Source organism: Streptomyces sp. NBC_01276, assembly GCF_041435355.1.
Classification (GTDB): Bacteria; Actinomycetota; Actinomycetes; order Streptomycetales; family Streptomycetaceae; genus Streptomyces.
Map to the genome: position 1 here is coordinate 2,298,874 of NZ_CP108442.1, position 18,154 is coordinate 2,317,027.

General features: G+C 71.0%; 15 protein-coding genes. 11 read left to right on the top strand and 4 right to left on the bottom strand.

Annotated features, from left to right (window positions below):
* The first annotated feature begins 406 nt into the window (after window positions 1-406).
* From OG295_RS09635 to OG295_RS09675, 9 genes are all read left to right on the top strand, one after another.
* On the top strand, window positions 407-4,138 hold the full coding sequence (locus OG295_RS09635; protein WP_371676500.1) for a nitrate- and nitrite sensing domain-containing protein: 3,732 nt from the start codon (window positions 407-409) through the stop codon (window positions 4,136-4,138).
* Window positions 4,139-4,147: 9 nt separating this feature from the next.
* Window positions 4,148-4,561 (top strand): roadblock/LC7 domain-containing protein, encoded by a 414-nt coding sequence (locus OG295_RS09640; RefSeq protein WP_008739864.1) that lies wholly within the window; start codon window positions 4,148-4,150, stop codon window positions 4,559-4,561.
* Window positions 4,562-4,712: 151 nt separating this feature from the next.
* Window positions 4,713-5,105: a DUF742 domain-containing protein gene (locus OG295_RS09645; protein WP_030227311.1), complete on the top strand. Its 393-nt coding sequence runs from the start codon at window positions 4,713-4,715 to the stop codon at window positions 5,103-5,105.
* Window positions 5,086-5,670 (top strand): ATP/GTP-binding protein, encoded by a 585-nt coding sequence (locus OG295_RS09650; protein ID WP_371676501.1) that lies wholly within the window; start codon window positions 5,086-5,088, stop codon window positions 5,668-5,670. The genes OG295_RS09645 and OG295_RS09650 overlap by 20 nt, the downstream gene beginning before the upstream one ends.
* A 292-nt stretch (window positions 5,671-5,962) precedes the next feature.
* On the top strand, window positions 5,963-9,160 hold the full coding sequence (locus tag OG295_RS09655) for a nitrate- and nitrite sensing domain-containing protein (RefSeq protein WP_371676502.1): 3,198 nt from the start codon (window positions 5,963-5,965) through the stop codon (window positions 9,158-9,160).
* A 10-nt stretch (window positions 9,161-9,170) separates the two neighbouring features.
* The gene (locus OG295_RS09660) at window positions 9,171-9,584 is read left to right on the top strand and encodes a roadblock/LC7 domain-containing protein (RefSeq protein WP_030037347.1); all 414 of its coding nucleotides are present in this window, start codon (window positions 9,171-9,173) and stop codon (window positions 9,582-9,584) included.
* A gap of 93 nt (window positions 9,585-9,677) precedes the next feature.
* Complete coding sequence (locus tag OG295_RS09665; protein WP_371676503.1) at window positions 9,678-10,235, top strand: DUF742 domain-containing protein; 558 nt, start codon at window positions 9,678-9,680, stop codon at window positions 10,233-10,235.
* Window positions 10,216-10,800, top strand: a complete 585-nt coding sequence (locus OG295_RS09670) for an ATP/GTP-binding protein (RefSeq protein WP_136214583.1) — start codon at window positions 10,216-10,218, stop codon at window positions 10,798-10,800. Before OG295_RS09665 ends, OG295_RS09670 begins: the two co-directional genes overlap by 20 nt.
* 151 nt (window positions 10,801-10,951) lie before the next feature.
* Entirely contained in the window at window positions 10,952-11,704 is a 753-nt protein-coding gene (locus OG295_RS09675; protein WP_371676504.1) for a class I SAM-dependent methyltransferase, read from the top strand.
* A 7-nt stretch (window positions 11,705-11,711) separates the two neighbouring features.
* Here OG295_RS09675 and OG295_RS09680 read toward each other — a convergent pair whose 3' ends face one another.
* Window positions 11,712-12,800, bottom strand: a complete 1,089-nt coding sequence (locus tag OG295_RS09680; RefSeq protein ID WP_371676505.1) for a glycosyltransferase — start codon at window positions 12,798-12,800, stop codon at window positions 11,712-11,714.
* Between the two features lie 199 nt (window positions 12,801-12,999).
* Here OG295_RS09680 and OG295_RS09685 point away from each other — a divergent pair, with 199 nt between their 5' ends.
* Complete coding sequence (locus OG295_RS09685; protein WP_371676506.1) at window positions 13,000-13,902, top strand: hypothetical protein; 903 nt, start codon at window positions 13,000-13,002, stop codon at window positions 13,900-13,902.
* Between the two features lie 201 nt (window positions 13,903-14,103).
* On the opposite strand, the gene OG295_RS09690 is transcribed toward OG295_RS09685, so the two are convergent.
* Complete coding sequence (locus OG295_RS09690; RefSeq protein ID WP_266842527.1) at window positions 14,104-14,304, bottom strand: acyl-CoA carboxylase subunit epsilon; 201 nt, start codon at window positions 14,302-14,304, stop codon at window positions 14,104-14,106.
* Window positions 14,305-14,327: 23 nt separating this feature from the next.
* Window positions 14,328-15,911, bottom strand: coding sequence for an acyl-CoA carboxylase subunit beta (locus OG295_RS09695; RefSeq protein WP_266842525.1), 1,584 nt, complete (start codon window positions 15,909-15,911; stop codon window positions 14,328-14,330).
* Window positions 15,912-16,169: 258 nt separating this feature from the next.
* Here OG295_RS09695 and OG295_RS09700 point away from each other — a divergent pair, with 258 nt between their 5' ends.
* Window positions 16,170-16,772: a YceI family protein gene (locus OG295_RS09700; protein ID WP_371676507.1), complete on the top strand. Its 603-nt coding sequence runs from the start codon at window positions 16,170-16,172 to the stop codon at window positions 16,770-16,772.
* A 31-nt stretch (window positions 16,773-16,803) separates the two neighbouring features.
* Here OG295_RS09700 and OG295_RS09705 read toward each other — a convergent pair whose 3' ends face one another.
* Complete coding sequence (locus tag OG295_RS09705; protein WP_371676508.1) at window positions 16,804-18,150, bottom strand: hypothetical protein; 1,347 nt, start codon at window positions 18,148-18,150, stop codon at window positions 16,804-16,806.
* Between the last annotated feature and the right edge of the window lie 4 nt (window positions 18,151-18,154).

The following is an 18,154-nucleotide window of genomic DNA, read 5'->3' on the forward strand; positions in this document are numbered from 1 at the left end:
GTCAGTCAATTCCACCCGACGAAACGGACATTGCGCCACTGAATCAGCCATTCCGCTCCTGATCATCAGGACTGGGACACCTTGCCAGAGGCAAGCTTTGATTGGCGTAAGTCCGATTCATCCCGATAGCTGTTGCACATCGCGTAGCCCATCCATCACGTGCCGTGACCGGCTCGCCGGGGCGACACGCGCACCTTGTTGGAGATCCCCCACTGTGCTGGAATTCGCGGGACCGCCGCGGGTATCAGCCGGCGCGCAGGTGGCGCGAGAGAGCGCCGAGCGCGGTGGCAAGGAGAGGGAGACGCGCCGGTCACCGACGACCACCATGGGGCCGTCAGTGCCCCACGACTCGACACCGTCCCACCGCTCATCCGGCGGGACGCCTGGTCCAGAGGTTGCGACGCTAGTGCAGGGACGATTCAAGAGGGATGGCAGCGCTGCGGCGGAGCAGGAGCCGCGCGGCGGGACCGACCGTGGCTCCTCGCCCCAGCACGCCCAGAACCGCGGGCCGGCTGTCGAAGGAGCGGGCCCCGATGCCCCGGCTTCGGTGAAGGCGAAGGGCCGCGGCAAGTCCGGGAAGCCCGGCAAGGTCGCCAAGGCCGGCCGGGCCAAGGGCAAGAGCGAGTCCGCCGAGCCCGACGAGGCGATACCGAAGGCCCCGCCCGGGCCCGGTTCCCGTCTGGCCATGCAGAACTGGCGCATCAGCACGCGACTGGTGTCGCTGCTGACGCTGCCCGTCGTCGCCGCCACCACGCTCGGTGGTTTCCGCATCAACGACTCGATGAACGACATCGCGCAGCTGGAGCACATGCAGCTGCTGACGACGATGACCCGGCAGGCCACCAACCTGGCCGCCATGCTCCAGGAGGAGCGCGACAAGTCGGCCGGTCCGCTGTCGCAGACCAAGGACGGCAAGGCCAACAGCCTCGTCCAGGGCGTCCGCGACCAGACCGACGCCGCCGCCAAGGCCTTCGCCTCCGCGACCGACAAGGTCGACAACGCGCAGGACAAGGACGAGACCCTCAAGTCGATCCGCAACAACATCCTGCAGATCGGCCGCCAGCTCACCGGCATCGAGGACATCCGCAAGAAGGCGTACGTCAACGGCGCCCAGCAGACCGTCACCGAGTACAACTCGCTGATCGTCTCGCTGCTCTCGCTCTCGCAGGACATGGCCCAGGCCACCTCCAGCCCCGAGATGATCAAGCGCACCCGCGCCCTGGCGGCGTTCTCCGCCGCCAAGGAGTACGCCTCCATCCAGCGCGCGATCATCGCCGCCTCGCTCCCCGAGAGCGGCGACAAGCCGGGCAAGCTGGAGGAGAACGACCGCCTCTACGCCCTCTCCGCGCTGCGCGGTGAGAGCCAGCAGAAGAAGACCTTCGAGCTCGTCTACCAGGGCAAGCCCGAGGAACTCCTCGCGGCGCTCGGCGACGGCAACACGGAGATCGGCACCGCCGACCACTACGCCCGCCGCGTGCTGAGCACCCAGGGGCAGTTCGGCAAGGAGAAGAACCGGTCCTGGATGGACTGGTACGACGCCGACGACACCAAGCTCCAGGCGATGAAGGTCATCGAGCTCACCCTGCTCGAGGACATGGAGCAGAAGGCCCGCGAGCTCAAGAACGAGTCGCAGCAGGACGCCATCATCAACGGTGCCCTGATCCTCCTCGTCCTCGGCGTCTCGCTCGTCGGCGCCTTCATCATGGCCCGGTCCATGATCCGCTCGCTGCGCCGCCTGCAGGACACCGCGACGCGCGTCGCCCAGGACCGTCTGCCCGAGCTCGTCAAGCAGCTCTCGGAGTCGGACCCGCAGGACGTGGACACCTCCGTGGAGTCCGTCGGCCTGCACACCCGCGACGAGATCGGCCAGGTGGCCGCGGCCTTCGACGACGTGCACCGCGAGGCCGTCCGCCTCGCCGCCGAGCAGGCCCTCCTCCGGGGCAACGTCAACGCGATGTTCACCAACCTCTCGCGCCGCTCCCAGGGCCTCATCCAGCGTCAGCTCTCGCTCATCTCCGAACTGGAGTCCCGCGAGGCCGACCCGGACCAGCTGTCCTCCCTCTTCAAGCTCGACCACCTCGCGACCCGCATGCGCCGTAACGGCGAAAACCTCCTCGTCCTCGCGGGCGAGGAGCCGGGCCGCCGGTGGACCCGCCCCGTCCCGCTCGTCGACGTGCTCCGCGCCGCGGCGTCCGAGGTGGAGCAGTACGAGCGCATCGAACTCGCGTCGGTGCCCGGCACCGACGTCGCCGGCCGCGTCGTCAACGACCTCGTGCACCTCCTCGCCGAGCTGCTGGAGAACGCCACCTCGTTCTCCTCCCCGCAGACCAAGGTCAAGGTCACCGGTCACGCGCTGCCCGACGGCCGCGTGCTCGTCGAGATCCACGACACCGGCATCGGCCTCTCCCCCGAGGACCTCGCCGCGATCAACGAGCGGCTCGCGTCGCCGCCGACCGTGGACGTCTCCGTCTCCCGCCGCATGGGCCTGTTCGTGGTCGGCCGCCTGTCCCTGCGACACGGCATCCGCATCCAGCTGCGCCCCTCCGACTCGGGCGGTACGACGGCCCTCGTCATGCTCCCGGTGGACGTCGCCCAGGGCGGCAAGAAGCCGGCTCCGATGCCGGGCCAGGGCGGCCCCGCGGGCGCTCAGGGCGGCCCCGCGGGCGGCCAGGGCGGTCAGGGTGCTCCCGGTGGGCAGGCTTCCGTGCCCGGCGCGGGCGCACGTCCCGCCGTCGGCGCCGGCCAGCAGCGCGGCCAGGTCCAGGGCGGCGGCCAGCGTGCCGCCCTGCCCGGACGTGACGGTGCGCCGGGCCAGCAGCAGCGTCCGCAGCAGGGCGGCCCGGGGCAGCGTCCCCAGGGCGGTCCCGGCGCCGCGACGGGCCAGGGCCAGGGTGCCTTCGGCTCCGGGGCTCCGCTGCCCGCCCGCGGTCAGGGCGGCAACCAGGGCGGCGGGCTCCTCTCGGGCGGCCCGCAGGCCCGTCCGGCCGGCATGCCGCAGCAGCCCGCGCCCGGCGGGTTCCCGCAGGGCAACGGTTTCGAGCGTCCGCAGCAGCCCCAGTCCCCGCAGCAGCCGGGTCAGTACGGGCAGCAGCCCCAGCAGGGCCAGCCCCAGCAGCCCGGCCAGTACGGCCAGCAGGGTCAGCAGGGTCAGCAGGGTCGGCAGCAGCCTGGGCAGCAGCCGGGCCAGAAGGCTCCGGTCCAGCGCCGTCGTCCGCAGCTGCCGCCGCGCGGTGGCGCCCCCCGCCCGGAGCTTCCGGGTGCCGGCGCCTCTCCGGCCGGGCTCCCGCAGACCACCAGCTGGGGTGCGGGGCAGAACGGCCAGGAGGTCCCGCGCGGCCACGACGAACTGTCGGGCCCCGGCTCCACGGCCGAGTTCGCCCGTCCGGACTTCAACGCCCCGCGTCCGCAGGACGCCGGCCCGAGCCAGACCGGCCAGTTCGAGCGCCCGCAGCAGGGCGGTCCGCTGGACCCGGCCTCCACCGGCCAGTTCGCCCGCCCCGGCGGCCCCGGTGCCGGCGGCTACGGCGAACAGCGTCCGCCGGCGCAGCAGCAGGGCGGCTACGCCCCGGCCCCGCGCGCCGAGGCTCCGCAGCTGCCGCAGGCCCACCAGCCGGAGGCGCTGCCGCCGGCCCCCTCGCAGAACACCGGCGAGCTGCGGAGCCCGATCTTCGACACACTGGAGTCGAACTGGTTCCCGCAGGCGGACGCCCAGTCCTCCGGGCAGGCGCCGGCCGTACCCCAGCAGCCGCAGCAGCCCCAGCAGTCCGGGCCGCAGCGCGGCCAGGAGCACGCGGCCGAGCCCGCCACCGCGGTCACCGGCAGCACGCCGACGGTCAGCTGGCGGTCCTCCCCCAACGACGAGCTGATGCGTCAGGCGGAGCGGGTGCGTCAGCCCGCCGCCGGCGGCATCACCACCTCGGGGCTGCCCCGCCGGGTGCCGCGGGCGAACCTCGTGGCCGGTACCGCCCAGCAGCAGGCCGAGGCCCAGGCGGGCCCGCAGGTCTCGCGTGCCCCGGACGACGTCCGCGGGCGCCTCACCAACCTCCGACGCGGTATCCAGCAGGGGCGCCAGGCCGGCACCACCGGCCCCGCGACCGGCAGTTACCACGTCGACCCCACTTACCAGCAGGAGCGATAGTTGAGTTCGATGAGCCAGGCGGCACAGAACCTGAACTGGTTGATCACCAACTTCGTGGACAACACCCCTGGGGTGTCCCACACCGTGGTGGTCTCCGCCGACGGACTCCTTCTGGCGATGTCCGAAGGATTCCCCCGTGACCGCGCCGACCAGCTGGCGGCCGTGGCCTCCGGTCTGACCTCGCTGACCGCCGGGGCCTCCCGGATCTTCGAGGGCGGCGCCGTCAACCAGACGGTGGTCGAGATGGACCGGGGATTCCTCTTCCTCATGTCCGTCTCCGACGGATCGTCCCTCGCGGTGCTCGCGCACCCCGAGTGCGACATCGGCCTCGTGGGCTACGAGATGGCCCTCCTCGTGGACCGCGCCGGCAGCGTCCTCACCCCGGACCTGCGCGCGGAGCTTCAGGGAAGCCTGCTCATCTGACTCGCACACTCCCGGCCGGACGGTACTTCCGGCCGGGGGACCGGGACTCCGCTCCCGGAAACCAGTACCCCCGTCAGGCCGTCATCACGTCCCCCCACCGGCCGCCCCGTCAGACGGCACGCTGACCACTGCTGTCCAGCCCGGAGGATCAATGACCCCGCCCCCCGCCTATCCCGACGCGTACGGAGACTCGTACTCGGAAGGCGACCAGCCGCTGGTGCGTCCGTACGCGATGACCGGCGGCCGTACCCGGCCGCGCTACCAGCTCGCCATCGAGGCGCTGGTCAGCACCACGGCCGATCCGATGCACCTCTCCACCCTGCTCCCGGAGCACCAGCGCATCTGCACCTTGTGCCGTGAGGTGAAGTCGGTCGCGGAGGTCTCCGCACTGCTGTCGATGCCGCTCGGTGTCGCCCGGATCCTCGTGGCCGACCTGGCCGAGGCCGGAATGGTGGCCATCCACCAGCCGGGCAATGGAGAGGCCGGCGGAACGCCGGATGTAACGCTGCTCGAGAGGGTTCTCAGTGGACTTCGCAAGCTCTGACGCCGGAGCGGCTCCCCGCTCCACCACCTCCGCGAAGATCGTGGTGGCGGGCGGCTTCGGCGTGGGCAAGACCACGTTCGTCGGCGCGGTCTCCGAGATCAACCCCCTGCGCACCGAGGCCGTGATGACGTCCGCGAGCGCGGGCATCGACGACCTCACGCACACCGGTGACAAGACGACCACCACGGTCGCCATGGACTTCGGCCGCATCACCCTGGACCAGGACCTGATCCTGTACCTCTTCGGTACGCCCGGTCAGGACCGCTTCTGGTTCATGTGGGACGACCTGGTCCGCGGCGCGATCGGCGCCGTCGTCCTCGTCGACACGCGCCGTCTCGCGGACTGCTTCCCGGCCGTCGACTACTTCGAGAACAGCGGCCTGCCGTTCGTCGTGGCGCTGAACGGCTTCGAGGGGCACCAGCCGTACACGCCGGAGGAGGTCCGCGAGGCCCTCCAGATCGGACCCGACGCCCCGATCATCACCACCGACGCCCGCCACCGCGCGGACGCCAAGAGCGCGCTCATCACGCTCGTCGAGCACGCCCTGATGGCCCGGCTCAAGTAACACGGTTTCGAGGTCGATTCGCGGGGGCGGGCTGTGTCATCGGACACGGCCCGCCCCTGTCGTTCATAACGTTTCGACAGAGAATTGCCGCCAGTTGGGCACAGCGCGCGTTCGGCTGGTACCGCTGCGCGCACGACTGTCCCGGCTTTTGCCGTACCTCGCTCTTTATGTCCGGTTTATGCGGGACATAAGGCTCTGGGAAACGCGGATTTCAACTGTTTGGAACACGGCCGTTCATCGTGCTGGAATTCAACGAACTAGCTAGTAGCACCGCCGAGAGGTTGTTGGTCGAGTGAGGCGAAGCAACTCGAGCCCCGCGGATGAACCCGCGCGCGGCAACTTCACCCCGCCGCCGCGCGCGGCCGCGTCACCTGTCGACGTACCCGTGGAACCATCCACCGGCGGCGGCAGCACCAGCAAGTTCTCCCCCCGCAACTGGCGCGTGCCGACCCGCCTGAACGCCATCCTCCTCGTACCGGCCCTCGTGGGCCTGGTCATGGGCGGCTTCCAGGTGAAGGGTTCGGTCGACAGCTGGAACGAGGCCAAGGACGCCGAGCAGACCGCGCGGATCGTCCAGGCGGCGGCCGAATACGGCCAGGCCCTCCTCAACGAGCGTGACCTCACCGCCGAGCCCCTCCTGAAGGGCGACCGCGCCAACCAGGCCGTGACGAAGGCCTACGCGGCCACCGACGCGGCCAAGGCCAAGTTCGCCGAGGCCGCCAAGAACCTGCCGCAGAAGCAGGGTCTGGAACGGCGCCTGGAGCTCTTCCGCCAGGAGGAGCCCAAGCTGGAACAGGTCCGCAAGACGGCCTACGCCGTCCCCGAGACCCCCAAGAAGAACCTCCCCGCCGCGGCCGGCCCCATCCCGACCGAAGAGGGGTACGTGCTGGTCCAGCACTACCTCATGCAGTTCTCCAACGAACTGGGCCTCGGCACCGGCAACGTCACCAGCTACGGCCGCATGGTCTACGCGGTCGAGCTGGCCAAGGCCGCGAACTCGCTCCAGCGCTCCGTCGGTACGCACCTGCTGGTGCGCCCGAGCGAGGACGAGAACGTCCGCAAGGCCCAGCTCGTCGCCTTCTCCTCCTACGCCTACCTCGAAGAGATCGCCATCGGTGAGTACGTCGCCGCCGGCACCGACGAGGACACGAACCGGCTGAAGGAGGTCATGGGCAAGAAGTCCGAGGAGGGCGCCGCCAAGCTCGCTCAGGCCAAGCAGGCCGCCGAGCAGTCCGGCAGCACCACCTTCAAGGCCCCGCCCGTGGTCAACGGCTCCGCGCTCACCGGTATGACCGAGGCGATAGCCAGCGGCGACAAGCCCGCCAAGCTCGCCCTGAACGGCACCACCGCCCCCGCCTGGCAGGCCGCCGCCACCGCCAAGTTCGACGCCTACGCCGAGATCGAGAAGGACCTCCTCGACAAGGCCGTCAAGGACGCCGTCGCGGTCTCGGACAAGTCGCAGAGCGACGCCATCCTCACCGGCGCGATCGTGGTCGTGGCCATGCTCGCCGCGTTCATCCTGGCCGGCATGATGGCCCGCCAGATGAGCCGTGCGATGCTCCGCCTGCGCAGCTCCGCCTTCGACGTCGCCGAGCAGCGCCTGCCGATGCTCGTCGACCAGCTCTCGCGCACGGACCCGGGCAAGGTCGACACCCGCGTCCAGCCGATCCCGATCAACTCCCAGGACGAGATCGGCGAGGTCGCGCGCGCCTTCGACCAGGTCCACCGGGAAGCGGTCCGGCTCGCCGCCGAGCAGGCGCTCCTGCGAGGGAACGTCAACGCGATCTTCACGAACCTCTCCATGCGCAACCAGTCGCTGATCGAGGGCCAGCTGACCCTCATCACCGACCTGGAGAACAACGAGGCCGACCCGGACCAGCTGGAGAACCTCTTCCGCCTGGACCACCTGGCCACCCGTATGCGCCGCAACGGCGAGAACCTCCTCATCCTCGCGGGTGAGAACCCGGGCCGCCGCTGGGACCAGCCGGTCCCCCTCGTCGACGTGCTGCGCGCCGCCTCCTCCGAGGTGGAGCAGTACGAGCGCATCGAGCTCTCGGGCGTCTCCGAGGCCGAGATCCACGGCCAGGCCGTGACCGACCTCGTGCACCTGCTCGCCGAGCTGCTGGAGAACGCCACCACCTTCTCCTCCCCGCAGACCAAGGTCCGCGTCAACGCCACGCGTCTGCCCGACGGCCGCGTGATGGTCGAGATCCACGACAAGGGCATCGGCCTCACCGCCGAGGACTTCGCGGACATCAACCACAAGCTGGCCAACCCGCCGACCGTGGACGCCGCGATCTCGCAGCGCATGGGTCTGTTCGTGGTCGGCCGGCTGGCGGACCGCCACAGCATCCGCGTGCAGCTGCGCCCCTCGGGCGAGGCCGCGGGCACCACCTCGCTGGTCATGCTCCCCGACGCCATCACCCACGGTGGCGGTGGCGAGGGCATCCCGGACGACGACTTCACCGTCTCCTCGATGATTCCGCAGCAGCAGAGCCAGCAGGCCGCCCCGCTGCGCACCGCCGCCGAACTCGGCTTCGACGACTCGCGCTACGACGCCCAGGGCGGGCAGGGCCCCGACGGGGCGCCGGTCGACCCGGTCGTCCGGTCGCTGGGCCGCGAGGAGCGCCGGGCCCAGCTGGAGGCGCAGGTCGGCTTCCCGCAGGAGCAGCAGCCGGAAGGTGCCGTCCAGGAGTATCCGGAACCCCAGCCGGAGCACGCGTACCAGCCGTACCAGGGCTACGAACAGCCGGCCGCACCGGCCTACGAGGCCCCGTACGAGAACGCGCAGCAGCCCCAGGCCTACGAGGCGTACCCCGACCAGGGATATGCCTATACGGAAGACGGGTACGCGGAGCAGCAGCAGCCCGCGCAGACGTACGACGGTGGTTACGAAGAGCAGTCTCCGCAGGCGGCGTGGCCCGAGCAGAACACCTTCCCGGGCTCCTACCAGCAGGACTACGGGATCGAATCGGAATCCCCGCCCGCTCCCGAACCGGCCCGGGAACGCGTAGGCTTCGACCGTCCGGGCGCCGCTGCCGACACCGGTCACGAAATGACCGGAGCGGGCCTGCCGCGACGCGGCAGCCAGCAGCAGTGGCAGCCGGCACAGCAGGAAGCGGAGTCCGCCGGATCCCTCTTCGAGCAGCGCCCGCAGCGTCAGCAGCAGGCCGCCGCCACGGAGAAGGCCCCGGCGGAGGAGACGGAAGACGGCGCCGCGTGGCGTTCGCGCAACGACGAGCGCTGGCAGCAGGCCGGCAAGCTCCGTGAGCCGAAGGCGGGCGGGGTCACCCCGTCCGGTCTCCCTCGGCGGGTACCCAAGGCCAACCTGGTCGAGGGCGCCGCGGAGACGACCCCGCAGGGCGGCCCGCAGGTCTCCCGCGCACCGGAGGACGTCCGTGGCAGGTTGAGCAACCTGCGGCGCGGTGTCCAGCAGGGGCGCAGCGCGGGTTCCGAGCAGTCAAGTAACAGCTATGACCAGGAGCGTTAGTGTGAGCCCGATGAGCCAGGCGGCACAGAACCTGAACTGGTTGATCACCAACTTCGTGGACAACACCCCTGGGGTGTCCCACACCGTGGTGGTCTCCGCCGACGGCCTTCTTCTGGCGATGTCCGACGGGTTCCCGCGTGACCGCGCCGATCAGCTGGCGGCCGTGGCCTCCGGTCTGACGTCGCTGACCGCGGGAGCCTCCCGGATCTTCGAGGGCGGCGCCGTCAACCAGACCGTGGTCGAGATGGACCGGGGATTCCTCTTCCTCATGTCCGTCTCCGACGGATCGTCCCTCGCGGTGCTCGCGCACCCCGAGTGCGACATCGGCCTCGTGGGCTACGAGATGGCCCTCCTTGTCGACCGCGCGGGCAGTGTCCTGACTCCGGATCTGCGCGCCGAGCTGCAGGGAAGTCTTCTCAACTAACAGACAGGCAGTGTGTTTCGCGTCATCGCACCGTAGGGTGCGGTGGCGCGGTTCCACAGGGAGTACTGCGTTCTTGGAGTCGGAGGAGGAGACGTGACAACACCCGGAGGACATCCTTATGGCGGCGCGCAGCAGCCGCAGGGTGGGCACGACCAGAACCGCTTCAATTTCCCCTCGGCTCCCAGCCGGTCCGTGCCGGAGCAGAACCCCTACCAGCACCAGCAGTACGGCCAGCCCCAGCAACCCCCGCATTCCCAGCGCCCTTCGCAGCAGCCGTTGCGCGGCTCCCAGCCGCAGGCTCCGAAGGCGCACAACCCGCTGGTGCGTCCGTACGCGATGACCGGCGGCCGTACCCGGCCGCGCTACCAGCTCGCCATCGAGGCGCTGGTCAGTACCACGGCGGATCCCGCCCGGCTGCAAGGGCAGTTGCCCGAGCACCAGCGCATCTGCCGCCTGTGCCAGGAGATCAAATCCGTCGCGGAGATCTCGGCACTTCTCTCCATTCCTCTTGGTGTCGCCCGCATCCTCGTAGCCGACCTGGCGGAGGCGGGCCTTGTCGCCATTCACCAGCCCGGCGGCGACGAGTCCGCCGGCGGCCAGCCAGATGTGACACTGCTCGAAAGGGTGCTCAGTGGACTTCGCAAGCTCTAACGGCGGAGCGGCTCCCCGCTCCACCACCTCCGCGAAGATCGTGGTGGCGGGCGGCTTCGGCGTGGGCAAGACCACGTTCGTCGGCGCGGTCTCCGAGATCAACCCCCTGCGCACCGAAGCCGTCATGACCAGCGCCTCGGCCGGTATCGACGACCTCACCCACACCGGTGACAAGACGACCACCACGGTCGCCATGGACTTCGGCCGCATCACCCTGGACCAGGACCTGATCCTGTACCTCTTCGGTACGCCCGGTCAGGACCGCTTCTGGTTCATGTGGGACGACCTGGTCCGCGGCGCGATCGGCGCCGTCGTCCTCGTCGACACGCGCCGTCTCGCGGACTGCTTCCCGGCCGTCGACTACTTCGAGAACAGCGGCCTGCCGTTCGTGATCGCGCTGAACGGCTTCGACGGCCACCAGCCGTACACGCCGGAGGAGGTCCGCGAGGCCCTCCAGATCGGGCCCGACGCCCCGATCATCACCACCGACGCCCGCCACCGCGGCGACGCCAAGAGCGCGCTCATCACGCTCGTCGAGCACGCCCTGATGGCCCGGCTGCGGTAGCCGTCCCTCGTACGCGCGGAGCGCCGGGATCCCGATGCGGATCCCGGCGCTCCGTCTTTTCTCCCCGCGCGTGGCACGCCCCGGCCCGCTCCCCGTTGTGGGATCGTCGCGTCGACCGGATCGGCGAGCGGCGAGTTTCGAGGTGATGGGGATGTCCGTGTCCCGCAGCGACGCGTACGGCACGTGGTTCTACGAGAGCCAGCAGGACGGTTCGGCGCGCTCCGCCGAGCGGGTGCTGCCGCTGGTCTTCGATCTGGTCCGTCCCTCCAGCGTGGTCGACCTGGGCTGCGGTACGGGGTCCTGGCTGGCGGCGGCCGGCCGGCTGGGGGCGCAGACGCTCCTCGGGGTCGACGGGGACTGGGTCGCCGAGTCCGCCCTGCGGATCCCGCCGGAGTCCTTCCTGCGGTGGGACCTCTCCCTGCCGCTGCGGATGGACGACCGGCGCTTCGACCTGGCCATGTCCCTGGAGGCGGCCGAGCACCTGGACCCGGGCCGGGCGGACTCGCTGGTCGCCGACCTCTGCGCGCTGTCCGACGTGGTGCTCTTCTCGGCCGCGGTCCCCGGTCAGACCGGCAGCGACCACCGCAACGAGCAGTGGCCGAACTACTGGCGCGACCACTTCGGCCGGTGGGGCTACGAGCTCGTCGACTGCCTGCGCACCCGCCTGTGGGACGACCCGGAGATCGAACCCTGGTACGCGCAGAACGCCTTCCTCTACGTGAGCGCGGACCGCCTGGCGGGCGACGAACGGCTGCGGCAGGCCGCGGCGGAGACGGGACGCATGCCGCTGTGCGCGGTGCACCCGGGGCTGCTGGCCCTCTTCTCCAAGCCCTTCGCCCCGGAGGTGCCCGTACCGCCCGTGCGGCGTCCCGCTCCCGCGCGCTTCACCTCGGCCGCCCGCTAGCCGTCCGTCAGGCCTGGGCGGGCACGGACAGGCGCCGGAGGGCGAAGCCCCGGTTGAGTTCGGTCTGGCGACGGTAGGGGTCCGGCAGGTCGGGCAGGGCCAGGAGACGGTCGCAGGCCTGGAGGCAGGCCGTCAGGTCGCCCACCCAGAACGCGGTGATGGAGTACTCGAACAGCAGCCCCCAACGGTAGACCCAGGGCTGGATGAACAGGACGTCGTCCGGGACCGGCCGGTCCAGGCAGCCCCGGACGATGGCGTGCGCCGAGTGGTGGCGGCCGAGCAGCCGCAGCCGCGAGACCAGTTCGTAGCAGGCCTCCAGCCGCTCCGGCCGGGACTCCCAGGCGCGGCTGAGCGCGTCCATCGCGGCCGGCCAGTCGGCGGGGTCCCCGCTGTCGCCGTGCAGCACGCCGACCTGGAGGAGGGACTGGTACACCTCCTCCGCCCAGCCGCCCATGGCCGCCCGCCGCTCGTACAGGCGGATGGCCTCGGCGCGTTCGCCCATGTCCCGCATGGTGTTGGCGAGGTAGAAGACGGTCCGGCCGTTGTCCGGGTCGCGTGCCATCTCAGCGCTCAGCAGCCGGGCGTCGCGCTCGAACTTGTCGTGCTTGGAGCCTCCGTCGCCGTGGTCCTCGATCACCAGGGCGTCCAGGTGGGCCACGGTCTCGGTACGGTCGCAGGTGATGTACTCGTGGGTGACCCCCTCGTACCGCCACGGCAGCCGGCCGCTCACCAGGCGCTTGATGCGGTACTCGGTGTCGCCCTCGTGGCGCAGCATGTACGCATCGGCCACCAGCGGCGGCAGGGGCGCGTCGGCGCGCAGGACGAGGTCCGCGTCGAGGAGGAGCAGGTAGTCGGCCTTGCCGCGGGCGTGGGCGATGTTGAGGCTCCGGTTGTGCCCGAAGTCGGTCCAGGGCTCCTCGTGGAGTTGGCCGGGGATCCCGTCGAGCGCGGCGCGGATCAGCTGCTGCGTGCCGTCGGTGGATCCGGTGTCGGAGATGACCCAGGTGTCGATGTGGTCCCGTACCGCGGCCAGGCAGCGCTCGATCACGGCGGACTCGTTCTTCACGATCATGCAGAGGCAGATGGTCGGCTTCACGGCCGGGACCTTAGGGACGGCCGGTGCCGTCCGCTCCGCAGCGCGCCGCGCGGCTGACCCGGGTGGGTGGGGGCGCTGGGCCGAACCGCTGAACCACCGGCGCGGCGCCCGGTGCCGTGTATCGGGTGCTCCCCAGGATGTCGTCGGACCACCGGACGATCCGGTGATCATGCGATCGGATTTTCCCGAGGAGCGGCACATGCGTCTTGAGGACAGCAGCAGATCCAAGCTGGGCCCGCTGCCCAGGCGAGCCGGCTGGCTCACCGGTGGAGCGTTCGCCTCCATCGCGCTGGTGCTGGGCGGCATCGCCTCCCCCGCCGTCGCGGCGGCGCCCGGGGCGGACGCGCTGGGCGGTGGGGACCACTGCCAGTCGTCCGACTCGCGGTCGAAGGCGGCGCCGTCCGGCGGCGGTGGCGACGACGACTGCCGCGGCCCGCAGGGCCCGAGGGGCCCCCGCGGCCCGAAGGGCAAGCCGGGCCCGCCCGGCCCCACCGGCCCGACGGGTGCGACGGGTGCGACGGGTGCGACGGGTGCGACCGGAGCCACGGGTGCGACGGGTGCCACGGGAGCGACCGGAGCAACTGGAGCCACGGGAGCGACCGGCGCGACCGGCGCAACTGGAGCCACAGGTGCGACCGGAGCCACAGGAGCCACCGGACCCAGCGGGTGCGGTAACGGCATCGGCTCGATCCTCTCCAACAGTACCGAGGAATTCAGCGTCTTCCTGATCAACGGAGTGGCGTACGGCGGACACCGGGACGACCCCCAGACGGGGCCCTACAAGCGGGAAGACCTCACCACGACCGCGCAGAACCCCGGCTACCCCAATCCGTCAACCGTCTGCAGCGCAACCGTGTCGTCCCTGGGCCAGGTGACGAACTTCAAGGTCATGACCACGACCGGGACCGTGTACGAGCTCCAGTGCGCCTCCAACGGGACGACTCTCGACTGCGGCACTCCCGTCACCAACCTCAAACCCTGGAATCAGGTCGTCATCCAACCGGTGGCCAGCGGACCGTTCCTGAGGAACGCCGCGCCCAAGCAGCCCGGCTCCGCGAACACGGCGGACAAGGGACCAGCCAAGGGCGGCAAGCGGCCCTGACGCCGGCGGGACCCCGCTGAAGTTGCCGTGCCCGGATCGTCCGGGCACGGCACACTGCCGTGTCCGGCGCCCGGCCCCGCCCCCACCCCGGGGCGGGGCCTTCGGCGTCCGGGCGGCGAACGCCGGACGGCCGCCCACCGCACCCGGGTTCGGGTGCGGTGGGCGGCCGTCGGGCGAAGCGGTGGCGCGGTGGCGGGCCGGCTAGCCCTGCCAGCTGTGCGGGGCCTGGAAGCCGCGGCTGCGCTCCAGGCGGCGCCAGCCGGCCTGGGAGCGGGGGCTGGTGGCGGACTCCTCGGGCGTGGCGGCGGCGCGGGCGAGCAGGATCGCGGTGATCGCGGCCAGCTCCTCGGGCGCGGCGTTGCCCTTCTCGACCTTCAGCAGGGTGTCGGTGGCGGTGCTCATCGGTGGCAGGTCTCCTTCGCTCGTTACTGCGGCGGGTTGCCGTGCTTGCGGGACGGCAGATCGGCGTGCTTCGTGCGGAGCATCGCGAGGGCGCTCACGAGCACCTCGCGGGTCTCGGCGGGGTCGATGACGTCGTCCACGAGGCCGCGCTCGGCCGCGTAGTACGGGTGCATCAGCTCGGCCTTGTATTCCTTGACCATCCGGGCGCGCATCGCCTCGGGGTCCTCGGCGTCCGCGATCTGCTTGCGGAAGATGACGTTGGCCGCGCCCTCGGCGCCCATGACGGCGATCTCGTTGGTCGGCCAGGCGTAGGTGAGGTCGGCACCGATGGACTGGGAGTCCATGACGATGTACGCGCCGCCGTAGGCCTTGCGCAGGATCAGCGAGATGCGCGGCACGGTGGCGTTGCAGTACGCGTACAGCAGCTTGGCGCCGTGGCGGATGATGCCGCCGTGCTCCTGGTCGACGCCCGGGAGGAAGCCGGGGACGTCCAGCAGCGTGACGATCGGGATGTTGAAGGCGTCGCAGAGCTGGACGAACCGCGCGGCCTTCTCGGAGGCGTGGATGTCCAGGACGCCGGCGAGGTGGCCGGGCTGGTTGGCGACGATGCCGACGACCTGGCCGTCCAGCCGCGCGAGGGCGCAGATGATGTTGCGGGCCCAGCGCTCGTGGATCTCCAGGACGTCGCCGTCGTCGACGAGCTCCTCGATGACCTTGAGCATGTCGTACGGGCGGTTGCCGTCGGCCGGGACCAGGTCCAGCAGGACGTCGGAGCGACGGTCCTTCGGGTCGTCGGTCTCGTGGACCGGCGGGTTCTCACGGTTGTTGGAGGGCAGCATCGTGATGAGGTAGCGGACCTCGGAGATGCAGGTCTCCTCGTCGTCGTACGCGAAGTGCGCGACGCCCGAGGTCTCGGCGTGCACGTCCGCGCCGCCGAGGCCGTTCTGGGTGATCTCCTCGCCGGTCACCGCGCGGACCACGTCCGGGCCGGTGATGAACATCTGCGAGGTGTCGCGGACCATGAAGACGAAGTCCGTGAGCGCCGGGGAGTACGCGGCGCCGCCGGCGCAGGGGCCGAGCATGACCGAGATCTGCGGGATGACGCCCGAGGCCTTGGTGTTGCGCTGGAAGATGCCGCCGTACCCGGCGAGCGCGGAGACGCCCTCCTGGATGCGGGCGCCCGCGCCGTCGTTGAGGGAGACCAGCGGGGCACCGGCCGCGATGGCCATGTCCATGATCTTGTGGATCTTCGTGGCGTGGGCCTCGCCCAGCGCCCCGCCGAAGATGCGGAAGTCGTGGGCGTAGACGAAGACCGTGCGGCCCTCGACGGTGCCCCAGCCGGTGATGACACCGTCGGTGTAGGGCTTCTTGGCCTCCAGGCCGAAGCCGGTGGCCCGGTGCCTGCGGAGCTGCTCGACCTCCTTGAAGGAACCCTCGTCGAGCAGGAGCGCGATGCGCTCGCGGGCGGTCAGCTTGCCCTTGGCGTGCTGCGCTTCGGTCGCCCGGTCGCTGGGGCCGCGCCGGGCGTCCTCGCGGAGGGAGTGCAGCTCGGCCACGCGCCCGCGGGCGTCCGTCGGCTCGCTCGGAGTCTGGTCCACAACGGTCATGTACCGACCTTACGAAGCCCGGCCATGAAAACCCTCCGTTGGTTCTACACAGTCTCGGGCCCCATCCGCTGTACGGGCCGGACAGAACCTCCGAAGGATGTACGGACTCCCCCAGTGGGGACCATTGGGCTTTGTGGGAGTCCCACAAAACGGCCCCCTTCGACCCAGAGGAAGTTGAAATTTGAACGGAATGGCTCTAGTCTCGCTCTAGTTGAAGTTTCAAGCAATTTCTTCGCAGAACCTTCCGAGGAGGAAGCCATGGGTCTCTTCACCCGCCGCAGCCAGACCACCCCCGTCGCCACGCTCGACGTGGACCCGGCGCTCGCCGCCCTCACCGGCGACTACACGATCGACGCCGGCCACAGCAGCATCGGCTTCACCGTGCGCCACGCCATGGTGACCAACGTCCGCGGCAGCTTCACCGAGCACGAGGGCACGCTGCACCTCGACGGCGCGGACCCCTCCCGGTCCACGGCCGCCATCGACGTCACGATCGCCTCCGTCGGCACGGGCATCGCCGACCGCGACGCGCACCTGCGGGGCGCCGACTTCTTCGACGCCGAACGCTTCCCCCTGATGCGCTTCCGCTCCACCTCGGCGCAGCGCGTCGGCGGTGACACGTACCGGATCACCGGCGAGCTGACGATCAAGGACGTCACGCGCCCGCTCTCCATCGACCTGGAGTTCGCGGGCAGTGCGACCGACGTCTACGGCAACGAGCGCGTCGGCTTCGAGGGCTCGGCCGAGATCCTCCGCTCCGACTGGGGTCTGACCTGGAACGCGGCACTGGAGGCCGGTGGCGTGATGGTCAGCGACAAGGTGAAGCTGACCTTCGACATCTCGGCGATCAAGCAGGCCTAGGTCCTGCCGAACGGCTCCGGGCCGGGGGCGACTACCAGTCGCCCCCTCCGTCGAAGCCCCCACCGCCGTCGAAGCCGCCCCCGCCGCCGAAGTCCCCGCCGCCGAAGTCGGACGGGTTGAAGTCCGCCCCGGAGACGTCGCCCCCCTCGAACCCGGAGCCCATGCCACCGCCGAAATCGGAGGCGTAGGCGGGAGTGGACATCATCGAACCGAGCATCGTGCCCATCAGCAGGCCGGGCAGGATGCCGCCGCCGAAGTAGCCGCCGGCCCAGGGACCGTACGCCGGGCCGGCGTCGTAGTAGGGGCGCGGCCCGTGCTCGGTGTCGACGGTGCGGACCGCCGGGTCCAGGCCGTCACGCAGCCGTACGGCGTCCGCCGCGCAGACCGGAACCGTACGCGGTGCCCCGCCGGCCGGCGCCCAGGCAGCGTCCTCGCTGCTCGGGCCGTGGCGCGGGTCGAAGAAGCAGGGCGAACGCCGCTCCGGCAGGGGCCGGCCCTGACGGCGCGCGTCGAGGCGGGCCAGCGCGAAGCGGCCGTCCTCCAGCGCCTGGGTCACGCCCTGGACCTCCTCCGGGCGCTGCACGGAGGCCATGATCTGCTTGGCCTTCTCGTAGGAGTCCAGGCCCTGCGCGTAGTCCGACCGCATCGCGTCGTCGGCGCCGGGCTCGCCCGGGTGGAAGTCGAGGCGGTCGAGTTCCTCGCCGAATGCGGTGATGTCCTCGTCCACGACCACGCTCAGGCGGGCGATGGCCTCACGGCGGGCCTCCTCCTTCCGCCGGCGGTTGCGCTTCACCAGCGCGTACGCACCGCCGCCGCCGACCAGCGCGACCGCCCCGAGGCCGATCAGCGCGCCGGTGGGAAAGGCGTCGTCCGCGGCGGCGCCGCCCCAGGAGGCCGGGGCTCCGCCCTTGACCTGGGTGAGGGCCTGGTCGACGAAGTTGTTGAGCTGGGTGTTCGCGTCCACCGGGGTGCCGGTCTTGACGGCGTCGGTGAGGTTGCGGACGGCGTTGCCGGACATCACGGTCCGGTCGGCGCCGGCCTTGAAGCCGTCGCCGAGGCGGACCGCGTACAGACCGGTGACCCCGGTCTCGGCCCGGACGGCGCCGAGCACCTTGTCCTGCGGGAACTCGGCCGTGTTCGGGAGCACGGCGACGAACACCGGCTTGCCCGCGTCCTTGATCTTCTTGGCCAGCGCGTCGGCCTGGCTCTGGGACAACTGCGCCCGCGCCCCGGGGTCCACGTAGACGGGCCCCTTCTTCAGGGCCTCCCCGACGGCGGAAACCCCGGTGGCCGCCGACGCCTGCGGGGCGACCACGAGAGCGGTCGCCGACAGGGCCAGCAGCAGGCCGGAAAACACGGAAATCAGCCTGGTCCTCATGCAC

Coding starts and splice junctions, on each gene's coding strand:
- OG295_RS09700 (WP_371676507.1), top strand. CDS start 16,170: ATGGGTCTCTTCACCCGCCGCAGCCAGACCACCCCCGTCGCCACGCTC.
- OG295_RS09675 (WP_371676504.1), top strand. CDS start 10,952: ATGTCCGTGTCCCGCAGCGACGCGTACGGCACGTGGTTCTACGAGAGC.
- OG295_RS09705 (WP_371676508.1), bottom strand. CDS start 18,150: ATGAGGACCAGGCTGATTTCCGTGTTTTCCGGCCTGCTGCTGGCCCTG.
- OG295_RS09690 (WP_266842527.1), bottom strand. CDS start 14,304: ATGAGCACCGCCACCGACACCCTGCTGAAGGTCGAGAAGGGCAACGCC.
- OG295_RS09660 (WP_030037347.1), top strand. CDS start 9,171: ATGAGCCAGGCGGCACAGAACCTGAACTGGTTGATCACCAACTTCGTG.
- OG295_RS09645 (WP_030227311.1), top strand. CDS start 4,713: ATGACCCCGCCCCCCGCCTATCCCGACGCGTACGGAGACTCGTACTCG.
- OG295_RS09695 (WP_266842525.1), bottom strand. CDS start 15,911: ATGACCGTTGTGGACCAGACTCCGAGCGAGCCGACGGACGCCCGCGGG.
- OG295_RS09640 (WP_008739864.1), top strand. CDS start 4,148: ATGAGCCAGGCGGCACAGAACCTGAACTGGTTGATCACCAACTTCGTG.
- OG295_RS09685 (WP_371676506.1), top strand. CDS start 13,000: ATGCGTCTTGAGGACAGCAGCAGATCCAAGCTGGGCCCGCTGCCCAGG.